Genomic DNA, 15,126 nt, shown 5'->3' on the forward strand with positions numbered 1-15,126 from the left:
GAGCCGGTGGCGGGCGGGTAAACCTACGCTGCGCGCAGAGAGCCGGTAGTGGGCCGCAGGAAGGCGGAAATGCTGATAGCTCCGTGCGGTGACGGGAATGGGGAGGAACAACGGCAGAAATGCCGATAAATCCACCCCCGCGACGGAGTGGGAGGGAGACAACGGCAGAAAGCCGATAAATCTGCCCCCGCGACGGAGTGGGAGGGAGGCAACGGCAGAAATACTGATAAATCCGCCGGACTTGTCCCTCTTGGCGGGATGGCTGAAATCAAGGGTAAAAATACCTTTGAATGGGCCGCCAAGGCGCGGATGGCTGAAATCAAAGGTAAAAATACCTTTGAATGAGCCAACAAGGTGCGGATGGCGGGAAACAAAGGTAAAAATACCTTTGATTGAGCCAACAAGGTGCGGATGGCGGGAAACAAAGGTAAAAATACCTTTGAATGGGCCGCCAAGGCGCGGAAGGCCGAAATCAAAGGTAAAAATACCTTTGATTGAGCCAGCAAGGCGCCGATCGCCAAAATCAAAGGTAAAAATACCTTTGAATGGGTCGCCAAGGCGCAGATGGCTGAAATCAAAGGTAAAAATACCTTTGAATGAGCCGACAGGGCGCGGATGGCTGAAATCAAAGGTAAAAATACCTTTGAATGGGCCAACTTGGCGCGGAAGGCCGAAATCAAAGGTAAAAATACCTTTGAATGGGCCAACTTGGCGCGGAAGGCTGAAATCAAGGGTAAAAATACCTTTGAATGGGCCGCCAAGGCGCGGAAGGCCGAAATCAAAGGTAAAAATACCTTTGATTGAGCCACCCTTCAATTACAAAGGAGCGGAGCCAGGCAAAGTCATCCACCTGGCTCCGCTTTTGTATTAGCCGGCAAGTAGTTCTCAGTGGGCGTCACTGCGGCTATTACGCATATGTACACTACGCAGCCTTTCTTCCTCCTGCCAGTAAGAATGCTGCTTTACATGGACTACTATTTCTGAAGCGGGGAGGATGAACAAGAAGCAGTCGCTTTTTGCGGCCGTTTTGTCATACATAGAGTGAAAACCAGCTTCTGTATATGGAAGTCATACTGGAGCTGTTTTGGATCAGTGACAGACAACTCCTTTCCGGGTATAAAAGAATAGGCAATGCCCGAAGCTTATGAGGATGCTGGCACAATGGATGCGGTTAGAGAATAGGGGCAGACTGATGGTGCTGCCTGAGCAGTTTATAGGCAAGCTTGAACAACTGGGCTATCTGCGGGATGAGATAGGGAAGCAGAGTCAGCAGAGGCTGCAGCAAAAGCTTGCAGAGCTGGCGTTAACCGTAGCTCCTGTGCTGTTGGGAGACCGACTGTGGGGGATTCATGCGGAGGAATTGAGCGGGCGGCCGAGTATTACCGTCAGCTTTTGAAGGCGTACGCTCCGGGGGAACTGGCAGTCATTTTCTTAGTGATTAATTCAGCCGCGCGTAATTGTGGAAGCTTCTGTCGTGGATTGTATGATACAATAACCAGATGATTGAAGAAAAGAGGAATGCGAAGTGTTGACATTTACAAGCTACACCGTAGAGAACGTAAGAGATCCATTCGGGATTTTAAGCGGCAAGCGATATGAGTTCGTCATTAACCTGGATGTGCCGGAGGATGATGAGCTGTATGAAGAAAATGGGGTATCCGCACGGGTGATCGTGAAGGTGGAGGATGAGGATACCAGCATTATCAACTACGATCTGCTTGAGACCACAACCGGCCGGATTTTGGATTTTGATATGGAAGAGGATGAAGAGGCAGCGTTGGTCCTGTTCTGTAAGGAGCATCTGCCGGCTTAAGCTGGCACACGGCCCCGGCGGTTCATCGGGGCCCGCAAATGGATAACGAACAAATAGACCGCATACCTTTGGGAGGGGGCGGTCTATTTGTGTTTATTGGACAGCGGCGCGGCGGAATGGATGTCTATTGACTAAGTTAGTAGCAGGCTCTGCCTACAAGCACCCGCCCACATAATAATGAATCTGCTTGTTCCACCATGGCCAGTCGTGATCCACATCGTGGCCCCAGTAATCAATCTGTGCCGGGATAGCTTTGCGCTGGAGCAGGTCCTGGAGCAAGCGGGTCTCATGGAGCATTTCGTCTTCATAGGCGCCCTGACCGGCGCAGAGAATAATCCGGCTGCTGCGGTAGGCGTTCAGGTAATAGTCATCGGTCAGGTTCGGCAGGTAATGCAGCGGCGAGTTCAGGTAGACCGTTTCGCTCATATAATCACCAAAGAAGTAATAGGTGGAATAGACACCGCTAAGCGCAATCAGGGTATCGAATACATGCGGATGGCGGAAAAAGAAGCTGGCACTGTAGTATGCACCCATGGAGCAGCCCGAAATGAGAATCTTCTGGCCGCTGCCGCCGTTGTTTTCTTTGCTTGACCGCAGAATGCCGGGAATCAGCTCCTGCATGATGTATTTGTCGTACTGCTCATGCCGCTGCACCTTATCCTCATGGTTCCAGTGTCCGGAGAAAAAGGTCTCCTCATCAAGGGTGTCGCAGGCCCAAATCTGCAGCTTGCCGGCATTGATGAACTCCGAAAGGGTCTGAATCATCCCGGAATCCTCGTACTGGTAGAAGCGCCCCAGTGAAGTTGGAAAGACCAGCATCGGTTTGCCGGCATGGCCGTACACTTTGTATTCCATGTCTCTGTGAAGGTGGCGGCTGTATTCTTTATGGTAGCTTATCCTCATCCGTCAACACATCCTATCCCTCTTCTTGTTGAATATAATTCACGATGTCCCTGACGTCCTCCAGACTGGCAGAACGGAATTGATAGGCGCTGTTCCCCATGGCCCGGCTGAACACTTCTTCAATCCCGGCATAATTGACGATCTTGTCCCCATACGTCCGGTAAATATCCTCGTGACTGTGGGAATAATGCTTATGCTGCTTGCGGCTGGCATAGCCGGTATAATATTTGCCTTCAAAGGGGCCGCCGGCTTCATTGTGCACAACCATGCGTGCCCACTCCCTGTATACATCCACATCATAGGAAAAGTTGATCGCATCGGTCATCCAAGCACCGGGTGGACGCATATTAACTTCAAGGGCAATAATCCGCCCATCCTTATTGGACTTGAACAATTCGATATGGAAGAAGCGCTCTTTGATATCAAAAGCCTTCAGAATGTTCTTTCCAGCCAGCTCCACCTCAGGACTGACATCCTTAAGACAGAAATAGTACAGGTGGTTGTCCGTATTGACAACGTCCATCACGCTGTTTTCGAACAGATGGCTGACCGCGAACACCACGTTGCCCTCAATATCGACCAGTCCGTCATAGGTCAGAATGACGCCGTCAATGAACTCCTCAATAATAAAGGCAACATCATCCGGTTTGGTGTCAAAAAACTGCTGCAGCTCAGCTTCACTATTGATCTTGTAGGTCATGCTGGCCCCGGAACCAAGGTCGGGCTTGACCACCAGCGGAAAACCGGCACTGCGGATGAAATCCTGGACGCTGTCCCGGGTAGTGCCGGTGGAGAACTGCACAGTGTCTACTCCGCTTTTACGGAAAAACTCTTTCATCTTGGATTTCTGCTTGAGGTTATAGACAAAATCCGTCTTGGTGCCGTAAATGTTGAAATCCGTACGGATCGCAGCGTCCTGCTCCAGCCAATATTCATTCAAGGATTCGAAGCGGTCAATTTTGCCGTATTGATGGGTAAAGTAGCCTACAGCCCGCAGGATCTCGTCGTAATTTTCCAAGCTGCTTACTTTGTAATACTCCGTTAATGCCGACTTCAGCTTGTCCTCCAGCTGATCATATTCGGCATCCCCGATCCCGAGCACTGTAGCACCCTGCTGATGCAGCTGACTGCAGAAGTCCGCGCTGTTCCTGGGAAAATGAGGAGAAAAGAAGATAAAGTTCATGCTGCCCAGCCCCTTTGGCAAAATTTAATATGTCCGCATTGTAATTCCGACTTATATTGTATGATTAATTCAATCTACCAGCTTCAGCCTCTTCCGTCAATCCTTTCGCCCCGGCGCTGCGCTGCGCCAGTTTACGGTTCAGTCTGGCCAGCAGCCCGCTGAAGGCGTGGCAGTCCTCCGGGGACCAATCCTCAAAGATCTCTTCATACCTCTCCAGACGGATGTTCCGTGCTTCTTCGAGCTTGCGTGTGCCAAGCAGGGTGATCTCAAAATAGCTGGATCTTCCGTCCATCGGATCAGGTACCCGGACGGCATAGCCTTTGGCTTCAAGCACACTGGTCTGTCTGCTGATCGTAGAGGTGTCGAGGCCGAACTCTTCGGCCAGTGCCTTCACCCCAACCTTCTCATGATGAGCCAAATGGTAGAGCAGCGTATATGTCGAGCGGTCCAGCCCGCCGTGCTTTTTGTCCAGAGAGGACCGGCGGATGAGTGTCATCAGCTCATTGTTAAGAGACTCCAGGTTTTTATCATCTTTTTTATCGTCCATGGCATAGTTTCCTTCCTTTACTGAGTACTCTTCTCCATTATTATAGTGAACATGCAGAGCAACAAGCAAAAATCACAGCCAGGAATGAAAGGGCATGAAACAAGTCATATTGACTTTCATAAATGTAGTTGTATAATACACATATAACAATTTAATTGTACTATACACCTAAATTACAGAGGAAGCGGATAAGATTTCCTTGTTTTTAACGGAGGAGAGAATGAATTGAATGATCAAACGGCTCGTAAATCATCGTTTTGGCTGATTATTTTAGCTATTTTTTTCGGGAATTTCATGGCGATCCTGAGTACGACGACCATTAACGTGGCGTTTCCGGTGTTTATGAAGGATTTTCATGCGGAGATCGGGACCGTCCAGTGGATGATTACCGGCTACCTGCTCGCTACAGGCGTGATCGCACCGGTGGTGGGCTATTTTGGTGATAAATGGAGCTATAAGTACCTCTATGTGTTCGCGTTATCCGGTTTTACACTGTTCTCAGGATTATGCATGATCGCCTGGAGCATTCATTCGCTGGTGATCTTCCGTATTGTGCAGGGGGTATTCGGCGGACTGATCATTCCCACCACAATGACCATGATTTATCAATTTATTCAAAAAGAAAAGCAGGCATTCGCAATGAGTCTCTGGAGCTTGTCCTCCATGCTGGCACCCGCACTTGGACCGACACTCGGGGGATGGCTGACCGGATATTTTGGCTGGAAATCGCTGTTCATGATTAATCTCCCGATTGGAATTATAGCGATTGCCGCCGCGCTGAAGTGCCTGCCGTTCCAGCGTAACGCCGGGGAGACCAAAAGCTTTGATCTGCCGGGTTTTGTGACGGTTATTCTCAGCAGTGCGTTCATTATCCTGGCCTTCAATAAAGGGAATAGCTGGGGCTGGGCCTCCTGGAAAACACTGACGTTGTTGATCATCGGAGCCATTGCGCTGATGTACTTCGTCCGCAGGGAGCTCTCCTTGAAGGAGCCGCTCCTGAATCTGAAGGTATTCCGGCAAAACCGGTTCACTTACAGTCTGATAATTAACTGCATTATCACCGTTGCCCTATATTCAGGGACGTTCCTGATTCCGGTCTTTCTGCAGGATATCCAGCAGTCCACTCCGCTCACAACAGCGCTGATTCTGCTGCCGGGCTCCATCGCCATGGCCGTCATGTCTCCGGTTGTCGGCAAGCTCTACAGCAAGGTGGGGCCATTCTGGCTCATCCTTAGCGGTATCCTGCTGCTGGTCGCCTCAACCTGGGAGCTTAGCCATATCACACTTGCAGCAACTTACGTTCAGCTCGCATGGCTGATGGCGGTCCGCAATATCGGGATTGCCTTGGCCTTTATGCCGGTTACGAATGCAGGAATGTCTTCCGTGCCGAAGCAGATCACCGGCCATGCTTCCTCCGTCACCAACTGGGTACGTCAGGCAACCGGAGCGCTGTCGATTGCTATCTTCAGCTCTCTGCTGGCTTCGAGAGCCTTAACGCATCAGAAGGAGCTTAGCGGCGGAGCTTCTGCGGCTGGGGCGCTGATTAAGGCGCAGGGCATGACAATGGGGGTTCAGGATGTGTTCCTGACCGCCACAGTCATCGGGATTCTGGCGGTTCCTTTGACCTTCCTGCTCAGAACCGGAACCGCCAAACCCCAAGCGGCTGTACGGAACGCAGCGGCTGTCAAGCGGGAGGCAAACAGTTAATGCGCTGCCGGTAAGCAGGATGACAAAAAGCCGGGCAGTCCTAATCCAGCAGCAGTCTCCGCTTCAGCCGGACTCTATGTCCATCAGCAAACCGCCCCTCCAGGTTCTTAACGGACCGGAAGGGGCGGTTTTTGGTATAGACGGTGATCAGCTTACTGCAGGTTGATCTGATAATCCTTTTTTAGATAAGAACGGATTCTCTGGAAATCTTCCACATTCAGATCGTCCAGCCGTTTGTTCCGCTCCCGCCCCAGAATGATGCCGATCGTCTGAGCTGCTAAGGCAGTGGTAGGCATGATTCTTGCGCTGCCATAGGCTTTGATGCTGGCGCCGACATTTTTACCGGTTACGAGCACATTGTCATAGGATTTCAGCTCAAAGGAACGCAGCGGCAGCCCGTAACGATCCGGCTTGCCAAAGCCGATTCCGGTAGGAATCGCCCGGGTTCCCTGCAAATCAATCGAGTACCCGCCAATGCTCACATTGTCCCAGAACATCCGGCTGGACATTAAGTCCGTGTACTCCAGAACGTATTTGGTCTCATAGCGGTTATAGTCACGGATATAGAGGTACTCGGGGAATCCGTTCAGTTCGGCTTTGGCGAACCCGGGGATATTCTTGCGCAAAAAGCTCAGAATGTAAGGGGCCTCAGCCTTTCCTTTCCGTACCGCAGACTCCACAGATTTAGGGTCCGCCGGGTTGACATCATATATCAGCAGGCCGTTGATGATTACCTGGCCGTTTTTTTGGTAGGAAGCGTTTAATCCGCGCAGCCGGAGCTGCTTATCCTTGGTGGAGTATCTATTGGTAATGTTGCTGAACCCTGTTGCAAAGTGCCAGTCCACATACGTGTTGGGGCCATATTTCTTACGGACATTGGTGAGCGGATAATCCTCCAGAATGCGCTGATGCAGCAGGTTCCAGTCCACATTCTTGAAATTAAGCATATAGGTTGCCGCCATATAATCGGGCACTGTACTGTTATAGATCGTTTCCATTCCGGGAATCCGGGCTTCCCTCAATCGCCCGCTCAGGGCATTGTAATCGGTGTTCTCCACCCAATACCGGGACCGAATCGTAACCTTGACGCCGTCTTTGCCGTGATAGGTGAGAGTATTCAGCGTCTTCCCGCTGCTTGTCGCCTTTGTGTCCACCCGGTCCAGAACAATCCCGCTCTTCAGCGGAATCCCTTGGATGACCTTGTCATAATACCTTTGGAAATCGGCGGCCTTGCGGATGGTTCCGGCTTTGTAGCCATTGAAGAGACTCTTGATCTCGCCCTGTACGAGGCTTCTCTTCTGGTTGTCATTCACATCATCGAGAAAGAACATCTGCCCTTGAATCAATTCGCCGCCCGGTTTGCTGCGGGGATCAAGCATCAGCACTTTCAGGCCGGCCTTGACGGCTTCCTTGGCGAGCAGTGCGCCTTGAATTTCGCTTCCGATGACAACGACATCATAGCCCGCGGGCGCAGTGGAGGTGGCTGCAGGCTTCGCCGCAGCGGTGGTAGGCAGGACTGCTGCCGATAGGAGAACCAGCGCAGCCAGACAGCTTTTAATACGGTGGAATTTCCGGGATTGCATGAACATGGACTTCTTGTACTCCTGACTGTTGTGGGATTGGGTACCTTACATTTACTTAAGCATTAAAAAGCACCTGTTAATATTCTATACGATTTTGGGTGATTTTACCTGTGCTGGATTTGTGGCAATTTGTCGCGGCGGCGCTTTCTCTTCGCATGTTAGCCGATTATGGGGTAGAATATATAATAAAGCGAGCGAAAGTAGGAGTTGTATACCATGTCGAATGAAGAAGTGTTTCTGACAAAAGAGGGACTAGCCAAGTTAGAGGAAGAGCTGAGGGATCTGAAGACCGTGAAGCGCAAGGAGCTTGCGGCCCGGCTTAAGCTGGCGATCAGCTACGGGGACCTCAAGGAGAACAGCGAGTACCATTCGGCGAAGGAAGATCAGTCGTTTATGGAGACACGCATCATGATCCTGGAGAAAATGCTGACCAAAGCACAGATTGTGGATGAGAGCAGTATGGACCTGAGCAAGGTCAGTGTCGGCTCTATTGTCACTCTAAATGATGTGGAGTACTCCGAGAAGATTGAATATAGAGTCGTCGGACCGGCTGAGGCTGATGTGCTGAACAACAAGATTTCGTATGAAAGTCCGCTGGGCAAAGAGCTGCTCGGCAAAAAAGTCGGCGACATCATCAGCGTAAACGCACCCATGGGTATTATCCAATATGAGCTGCTGGAGATCAAATTGCTGTAAAAAGCGGTCCCTGCAAAACCAAACCCTGCCTCCTGTATTGTTAAGGAGGCAGGGTTTTTTGAGGAAATTGCCTGGGTTAAGCTTCTCTCCGCAAACAGACAGGTCAAATGAGGGTGTGCCCGCCCTCTACATGAAGTACTGTGCCTGTGACGAAGCCGTTACGGATCAGATAGAGCACGCCTTCGGCAACGTCGGAGGCTGTGCCTACGCGCTGTACGGGCAGCTTAGCCGCTACGCCGCTGTAAAAAGCACTGCGGGCTTCTTCGGCCATTCCCGCGCGGGAGGGGGTGTCGATGATCCCCGGCGATACGGTGTTCACCCGCAGCGGGGCCAGTTCCAGAGCCAGGGTCTGGCCCAGATTGGCTACGGCTGCATTCACTGCGCCCAGTACAGACGATCCCGTCATGGTCTTGAAGGCTACAACCCCCGAGAACAAGGTGATGGAGCCGTGGGGGTTCAGGTGCGGCGCGGCGTATTTGGCCGCATAATACTGGCCCCAGAACTTATTGTCCATCAGCTGCCGCGCGGCACTGGAGGCTGTGGTGAGAAAGGGGCCGCCGCTGGTTTCGGCTGCGGTGATCACCAGATGGTCGAAGGCTCCCAGCTCTGCGAATAAGGACCGCACTTGATCCTCGGACGTAATATCCAGCGTATAGGTAGCCACGCTTGCATCAGGTCCCAATGCCGCTTTGGCCTGCCCCAGCTTCTGTGCCGAACGGCTGGCAAGAACCACTTCGGCTCCTTCCGCGGCGGCGAGTTTTGCGGTTGCCAGGCCGATGCCCGAGCTGCCGCCGATAATTACTATTTTCTGTCCTGTTAACATGTTGATTCCTCCTCAAAATGAACTGCCTTGTGAGGAGAGTATAGTCCTCATACTTCCTTTGGGGAAGTAGTTACATTCTGTACATACAGTTACCGGAAAGAAAGTTTTTTGCGGGGGCTGAGCTGGCAGGTATGAACTTTTTTTAACGTTACTACTCAGAGCGCAAGCCCGTATCTCTTGAGTTCAATAAAAATGCCCTCCAGCTGTTCCCCCTTCTTCGTCAGCGTGTATTCCACGCGCGGCGGCACCTCGGGATATACAGTGCGCATAAGAATTCCGTGGTTCTCAAGCTCACGCAGCCGCAAGGCGAGTGTCTTCGGACTGATGCCTGTAAGAGAGCGCAGCAGATCACTGAAGCGCATGGTGCCTTCGATCAGCAGATCACGGATAATCAGGAACGTCCATTTGGTTCCGATGACATCCAGCGTTTTGGCAATGGGACAGGCTTCGCCGGGGGTTCCTTTGGTCAGAATGACGGGCTCCGTAATATCCATTTCAGTCAACCTCCTGTGATCATCACAATTTGTGCTAATCATACCACAATACTATCCTTTGGGAAGTTATGTTGTTCATAGGCGTTTGCTATTAAGCATATTGCTTCCATATCTTAGACGGGTCCATCCGTGGGGCTTATAGTAAAAGTAACATTAGAATAGAGGAGTCCTCGCTATTGATTGACAAGGTATTGTCCACTCTGGTCGAGGTGATTGTGCCGTTGTCCATTCCGGTCATATCGGGGGCGCTGCTGGGACGGTACAAGAACCTGGATACCAAACCGCTGTTAACGCTGTATCTGTATTTCCTGAGTCCGGCGATTATTCTGGACACGCTCGAGACGGCGGAGATTTCCTTCAACGACGTGTACAAAACACTGGCCTTCTCCCTGCTGAACCTGCTGGTGCTGTGGGCGCTGGCGAAGCTGATCGGCAGAGTGCTGAAGCTGGCTCCGGCCGAGGCAGCAGGCCTGACCCTAGTCTCCACTTTCACCAACAGTGTCAATTACGGTCTGCCGCTGGTGCTGCTGGCTTTTGGACAGCTGGGGCTGGACAAAGCTTCGGTCTATGTCATTGCCCAGATGGTCATTGTCAACACCATCGGGGTGTATTTTGCGGCAAGGTCCCAGTTCTCTGCCGGCAGCGCTGTCCGCTCAGTGTTCGCATTGCCGGCGATCTACGCAGCGATTCTGGCGCTGCTTCTGCGGGCGCTCGGCCTGCATATGCCGCAGGAGATTGCTTCGGGCGTGTCAATGGTGGCTGGAGCGTATTCCCCGGTGGTGTTGGCCATACTGGGGGTGCAGATGGTCAGGGTGCAGACCGCACAGGCTGCACGCAATGTGCAGCTGGCCTTCTGGACGGGCATGTCGGTCCGCCTGCTGCTGGCACCATTGACCGCTGCGCTGCTGCTGTTCCTGCTGAACATTTCGGGTACGCTGTTCGCCGTCCTGCTTATTCTGGCTTCCATGCCGGTTGCGGTCAATTCAGTGGTGCTGGCTGAACGCTTCGGCAGCTCACCTGCGCTTGTGTCCCGGTGTATTCTGTGGACAACACTCGCGTCCTTCCTGGTGCTGCCGATCCTGATCTCTATTGTAGGCAGCGTGTGACCTGAATGCGTGCGGTTTGTGCTGGACCTTTGGATTTTTCTGTACAGGAGGGACCGGGAAGGAATGGGGCAAACGGAAGAGGAGAATCACGGGGCACGGGGGAGCTGCAGGCGAGGCAAATGAAGCGAAGCGGAAATCATCTACTTCAATGGCTTTGAAAGCTTGTTGAAAGGAGAGAATAGTGGGGAAAAGTATAAAGTAAATTCACAGGTAAGAGCGTAAACCGGCTCCATTAGTTATCCTCATTCCACCTGGCGCTTGCTCACCGGCTTCTTCACAAGCGCCAGGTGAAAAAAGGGAGCTTATTTTTCCCGGAATTCGAAAATTCTGAGATTTTAATGGAAAAAGTAAATTTGTTCGGGGTATATTCCCCGTCCAATAGCGAAATGACCTGAATTCGTTAACCTTTTTCCACTTAACCTGCGGAGAGCAGGGTGCCGGGGCAAATTAGTTAACCTTTTTCGACTTGGAGCTTCCGTAGGGTTCATGAGGAGTCGTTCTCCAGGTAACGCTAGACTGAAATTCAAGACGGCTGCACTGTCCCGTGGGGGGCGGCGCAGCCGTCTATTTCAGTTATAAAGATTCAAACACCGGATCAGTGCTTGCTTAGAAATCAAAATGGTCTGGATCGGGGCCGGTCCGCTTGTCCTGATTAAGCCCGTCAATCCGCTCCATTTCCCCGGTGCTCAGCTCGAAATCGAACACGGAGGCATTCTCGGTGATCCGGTGTTCCTTGGTGGATTTGGGGATGGTAACTATTCCATGCTGCAGATCCCAGCGCAGGATTACTTGAGCAACCGATTTGCCGTGTGCGGCGGCAATCTCCTGAAGCACAGGCTGGTCAAGCAGCTGTCCCTGCATGAGGGGCGACCAGGCTTCAATCTGGATACCCTGCGCTTCGCAGAAGCGGCGCAGCTCCCGCTGGGACAAGTAAGGATGCAGTTCCACCTGATTGACCATCGGTGTGATCTCCGCATCCCGCATCACATCCTCCAGATGATGAATCTGGAAGTTGCTGACTCCGATGGCTTTGACCCGTCCGGACTTATACAAGGTTTCGAGCGCTCTCCAGGCTTCCTTGTATTTGCCCTGTACCGGCCAATGAATCAGGTATAAATCCAGATAGTCCAGCCCCAGCTTCTCCAGACTGGCATCATAGGCGGCAAGGGTCGCCTCATATCCGAGATCGGCGTTCCACACCTTGGAGGTGATGAACAGATCTTCGCGGTCCAGCTTGTTCTCGGCCAGAGCTTCAGCCACAGCCTGGCCCACACCGCGCTCATTCTGATAGATGGCAGCGGTATCCACACTGCGGTAGCCGTGGGCAATAGCGGATTTTACCGCTTGTATCAATTCTGCGCCTTCCTCCACTTGAAAAACCCCCAGCCCGAACCAGGGCATATTCACACCGCTATGCAAGCGGGTCGTATCCTGTAAATGCAATGCCATAATGAAAAAACCTCCTGAATGGGTATAGTATGAAAATGCATGAATCTGAGATGAGCGGAAATAAATCCTCTAAAGCGAATCCTTATCCGCAACTTTGTTAAGGCTCAGGCTGCCTGGCTCGGGAGCTTGCGCCCGTCCCTATTTTGGAGCGCCCGGCTCCAGACGGTAAGAATCACTGCCCCCAGTACCATGATGGCTCCGATCCATGGAGTATGGATCAGTCCCAGATGATCGGTCACCAGGCCTCCAAGATAGGCACCGATGGCGATGCCCGCATTAAAGGCAGCTATATTCACCGCTGAAGCGACATCTCTCGCACTGGGTGCGAACCGGTCAGCCAGCATCACTACGTAGACCTGCAGGCCGGGTACATTCATGAAGGCGAGCAGACCCATGAAGAAAATGGTGATCAGAGCAGCGGCTTTAAAGGGAGCCGTAAAGGTAAGCACCAGCAGGACCACTGCCTGGAAGGCAAACATGTAGAACAAAGCGTTCAGCGGCTTGCGGTTGGCCGCTTTCCCTCCAATGACGTTGCCGATGGCAATGGCTATTCCGTAGACCAGGAGAATCACAGCAACCGTCTGTTCCTGAAAACCGCTGATCTCATGCAGCAGAGGGGAGAGGTACGTGAACACAACAAAGGTCCCCCCGTAGCCCAGAGCGGTAATGGCAAAAGCGAGCAGCAGACGTCCGTTCGTCACCAGCTTGACCTGATCGCGCAGCGGGGTCCGTGTACCTTTGCGCAGGGCAGAAGGGATCAGGAGCAGGTTCGCGATCAGTGCGATAAGACCGACAGCGGCGATGGCGATAAAAGCAGCCCGCCAGCCAAGCTGCTGCCCGAGAAATGTGCCAAGGGGCACCCCGGTCACAGTAGCTACCGTAAGACCGGTGAACATAATAGAGATGGCGCTTGCCCGCCGGTCCTCAGTTACCAGGTCCGCGGCGATGGTAGAAGCGATGGACATGAACAGGCCATGAGCGAGCGCGGAAATGATGCGGGCCACGAGCAGCATGGAAATCCCGCCCGCAGCGGCCGCCAGGCTGTTACCGGCGATGAAGAGCAGCATTAACGCCAGCAGCAGGGTTTTGCGCGAGACGGCCGTGGTCAGCGAGGTCAGCACCGGTGCGCCGAAGGTGACGCCAAGCGCATACAGCGTTACGGTTAATCCTGCTGTCGTCAGGGATATATGCAGGTCATCAGAGATCAGGGGCAGCAGCCCGACACTGATAAACTCGGTTGTTCCAATCGCGAAGGCGCTAATGGCTAGAGCCAGCAGCGCAAGAGTACTTCTTTTTCGATCCAAAGACATGATTTCTCACTCCTACACTATAGTAATCACCGGCCGGTAAGTGCTATTATGAATTATTGCAGCGGCGAAGGATAGTACGCACTTTTTGGTGCTATAGGTTCTAAAAAGTAACTATAACCAATCAGGAGGGCTGATCGTGGCCAAAAAATATAATATATCGGTTGAAGCTACACTTGAAGTCATCGGAGGGAAGTGGAAGTGTGTGATCCTTTGCCATCTGACGCATGGTAAAATGCGGACAAGCGATTTAAAACGCCATATGCCGAACATCACCCAGAAAATGCTGACCCAGCAGCTGAGAGAGCTGGAGCAGGACGGAATTGTCAACCGGATCAGCTACAATCAGGTGCCGCCGAAGGTGGAATATGAGCTGAGCGATTACGGGCGGACGCTGCAGTCGATTCTCGATTCCTTATGTGCCTGGGGAGAGCAGCATATCATCAAGGAGTATGGGGATAAATTCGCCGTACTGGAGGACAATGTGTTGAACCATTAGGGCTGCAACCTTTTAGCAATTTATTCGTCTGGAAGAAAGAAGAGGCCGATCCCTTACTTATAAATCCTGCTGAGAGGTGACCCCAATGAAGACGAATGGATTGAAGAAAATGGCATCAACTGCCGCAGCAGTACTGCTGGCTTTGGCTTTTGCCGGACAGGGCGTTGCCGCAGCCGCAGCGTTTCAGGATCTTTCCGGCACGCCGGCCAGGGATAAAATCGCCCAATTGCAGCAGCGTGGTGTTATTCATGGAGTCAGCGATACTCAATTTATGCCAAATGCGGCGGTTACAGCGGCCCAAGGTATTCAGATGTTCGTTAATGCCTTTGGGCTGAATATTGATCTGCTCCGTTTCGTCAAGGCACCGCAGGCTACCGACTATTTTGCCAATGCCAATAACGATGCCTGGTATGCAAATGCCCTGATTATTGCAGCTAACAATGACATTGGTCTATCCCCTGATCTTGATCCTGCGAAGAATTGGACCCGTGAGGAGTTCACCCATCAGCTCATGCTGACAATCGAAAAGCACAGCAATCTTCCGATGATCAAAATCATGCCGGTGGACATTGCAGACAGTGCTGACTTCACCAACGGCTACGACGGCTCCATTCAGCGGGCGCTGGCGCTCCATATCGCCAGTCTGGACAGTGCGGGCAAATACCATCCGGCTGCCGGTATCACCCGCGCCGAAGCGGCGGAAATGATCTATAACGCGCTGGAGTACATCGCTGCACATCCGGCTCCTGCCGGCGGCCTGCAAGAGTAAGCCTGCTCCAGCATTTCAAGGCGGCCGCATCGCGGCACAGCAAAAACCGCAAGCCCTATCCAAGGGAGCTTGCGGTTTTTGCTAAGTTCTCCTGCTCCGCTTCCCTGCGGTACTCCAGCTCACGTTCTCCAGTTCGGAGACGAGAGCCGTTAAGAAAAGAAGCGATGCGATGAAAGGAAAACACCGAAAAAACACCGAAAAATTGCTATTTTTACAGAAATTTTCGGTGTTGTCTATGAAATTCGCG

General features: G+C 52.2%; 16 protein-coding genes. 7 read left to right on the forward strand and 9 right to left on the reverse strand.

Features of this window, described 5'->3' with window-relative positions; translation table 11 throughout:
- Positions 1 to 23: 23 nt before the first annotated feature.
- A complete protein-coding gene (locus BLQ82_RS31650) occupies positions 24 to 809 on the reverse strand; it encodes a hypothetical protein (RefSeq protein WP_143013563.1) in 786 nt (261 codons plus the stop codon).
- Between the two features lie 356 nt (positions 810 to 1,165).
- Here BLQ82_RS31650 and BLQ82_RS26650 point away from each other — a divergent pair, with 356 nt between their 5' ends.
- Together BLQ82_RS26650 and BLQ82_RS26655 are read left to right on the forward strand one after the other, a co-directional pair.
- Positions 1,166 to 1,396 carry a hypothetical protein gene (locus tag BLQ82_RS26650; RefSeq protein WP_143013565.1) on the forward strand — a complete coding sequence of 77 codons (231 nt, stop codon included), beginning with the start codon at positions 1,166 to 1,168 and terminating at the stop codon, positions 1,394 to 1,396.
- Positions 1,397 to 1,525: 129 nt separating this feature from the next.
- Positions 1,526 to 1,813, forward strand: coding sequence for a DUF6509 family protein (locus BLQ82_RS26655; protein ID WP_062525756.1), 288 nt, complete (start codon positions 1,526 to 1,528; stop codon positions 1,811 to 1,813).
- Positions 1,814 to 1,966: 153 nt separating this feature from the next.
- Here BLQ82_RS26655 and BLQ82_RS26660 read toward each other — a convergent pair whose 3' ends face one another.
- The 3 genes from BLQ82_RS26660 to BLQ82_RS26670 all read right to left on the reverse strand — a co-directional run bounded on the left by BLQ82_RS26660 (position 1,967) and on the right by BLQ82_RS26670 (position 4,446).
- Positions 1,967 to 2,716, reverse strand: coding sequence for an esterase family protein (locus BLQ82_RS26660; RefSeq protein ID WP_062525754.1), 750 nt, complete (start codon positions 2,714 to 2,716; stop codon positions 1,967 to 1,969).
- Positions 2,717 to 2,729: 13 nt separating this feature from the next.
- Complete coding sequence (locus tag BLQ82_RS26665) at positions 2,730 to 3,899, reverse strand: ATP-grasp domain-containing protein (RefSeq protein WP_062525753.1); 1,170 nt, start codon at positions 3,897 to 3,899, stop codon at positions 2,730 to 2,732.
- 64 nt (positions 3,900 to 3,963) lie between these two features.
- Positions 3,964 to 4,446, reverse strand: coding sequence for a MarR family winged helix-turn-helix transcriptional regulator (locus BLQ82_RS26670; RefSeq protein ID WP_074648670.1), 483 nt, complete (start codon positions 4,444 to 4,446; stop codon positions 3,964 to 3,966).
- A 225-nt stretch (positions 4,447 to 4,671) separates the two neighbouring features.
- Between BLQ82_RS26670 and BLQ82_RS26675 the strand changes: the two genes are divergently transcribed.
- Positions 4,672 to 6,153: an MDR family MFS transporter gene (locus tag BLQ82_RS26675; RefSeq protein ID WP_062525751.1), complete on the forward strand. Its 1,482-nt coding sequence runs from the start codon at positions 4,672 to 4,674 to the stop codon at positions 6,151 to 6,153.
- 152 nt (positions 6,154 to 6,305) lie between these two features.
- Here the strand turns inward: BLQ82_RS26675 and BLQ82_RS26680 are convergent, their stop codons facing one another.
- Positions 6,306 to 7,742 (reverse strand): FAD-dependent oxidoreductase, encoded by a 1,437-nt coding sequence (locus BLQ82_RS26680; RefSeq protein ID WP_082722764.1) that lies wholly within the window; start codon positions 7,740 to 7,742, stop codon positions 6,306 to 6,308.
- A 210-nt stretch (positions 7,743 to 7,952) separates the two neighbouring features.
- Between BLQ82_RS26680 and greA the strand changes: the two genes are divergently transcribed.
- The gene (gene greA / locus BLQ82_RS26685; protein ID WP_062525748.1) at positions 7,953 to 8,432 is read left to right on the forward strand and encodes a transcription elongation factor GreA; all 480 of its coding nucleotides are present in this window, start codon (positions 7,953 to 7,955) and stop codon (positions 8,430 to 8,432) included.
- Between the two features lie 103 nt (positions 8,433 to 8,535).
- Here the strand turns inward: greA and BLQ82_RS26690 are convergent, their stop codons facing one another.
- Positions 8,536 to 9,255: an SDR family oxidoreductase gene (locus BLQ82_RS26690; RefSeq protein WP_062525746.1), complete on the reverse strand. Its 720-nt coding sequence runs from the start codon at positions 9,253 to 9,255 to the stop codon at positions 8,536 to 8,538.
- Between the two features lie 155 nt (positions 9,256 to 9,410).
- Positions 9,411 to 9,749: a winged helix-turn-helix transcriptional regulator gene (locus BLQ82_RS26695; RefSeq protein WP_062525744.1), complete on the reverse strand. Its 339-nt coding sequence runs from the start codon at positions 9,747 to 9,749 to the stop codon at positions 9,411 to 9,413.
- 176 nt (positions 9,750 to 9,925) lie between these two features.
- Between BLQ82_RS26695 and BLQ82_RS26700 the strand changes: the two genes are divergently transcribed.
- Positions 9,926 to 10,855 (forward strand): AEC family transporter, encoded by a 930-nt coding sequence (locus BLQ82_RS26700; RefSeq protein WP_062525742.1) that lies wholly within the window; start codon positions 9,926 to 9,928, stop codon positions 10,853 to 10,855.
- A 606-nt stretch (positions 10,856 to 11,461) separates the two neighbouring features.
- On the opposite strand, the gene BLQ82_RS26705 is transcribed toward BLQ82_RS26700, so the two are convergent.
- Both BLQ82_RS26705 and BLQ82_RS26710 read right to left on the reverse strand, forming a co-directional pair.
- A complete protein-coding gene (locus BLQ82_RS26705; RefSeq protein ID WP_062525739.1) occupies positions 11,462 to 12,304 on the reverse strand; it encodes an aldo/keto reductase in 843 nt (280 codons plus the stop codon).
- Positions 12,305 to 12,408: 104 nt separating this feature from the next.
- Positions 12,409 to 13,614: an MFS transporter gene (locus tag BLQ82_RS26710; protein ID WP_062525738.1), complete on the reverse strand. Its 1,206-nt coding sequence runs from the start codon at positions 13,612 to 13,614 to the stop codon at positions 12,409 to 12,411.
- Positions 13,615 to 13,747: 133 nt separating this feature from the next.
- On the opposite strand from BLQ82_RS26710, the gene BLQ82_RS26715 reads away from it, so the two are divergent.
- Together BLQ82_RS26715 and BLQ82_RS26720 are read left to right on the forward strand one after the other, a co-directional pair.
- Positions 13,748 to 14,110 (forward strand): winged helix-turn-helix transcriptional regulator, encoded by a 363-nt coding sequence (locus tag BLQ82_RS26715; RefSeq protein ID WP_143013566.1) that lies wholly within the window; start codon positions 13,748 to 13,750, stop codon positions 14,108 to 14,110.
- A gap of 85 nt (positions 14,111 to 14,195) precedes the next feature.
- The gene (locus BLQ82_RS26720) at positions 14,196 to 14,879 is read left to right on the forward strand and encodes an S-layer homology domain-containing protein (protein WP_062525734.1); all 684 of its coding nucleotides are present in this window, start codon (positions 14,196 to 14,198) and stop codon (positions 14,877 to 14,879) included.
- Positions 14,880 to 15,126 lie beyond the last annotated feature (247 nt).

This window comes from Paenibacillus jilunlii, from assembly GCF_900102965.1.
GTDB lineage: Bacteria > Bacillota > Bacilli > Paenibacillales > Paenibacillaceae > Paenibacillus_AQ > Paenibacillus_AQ jilunlii.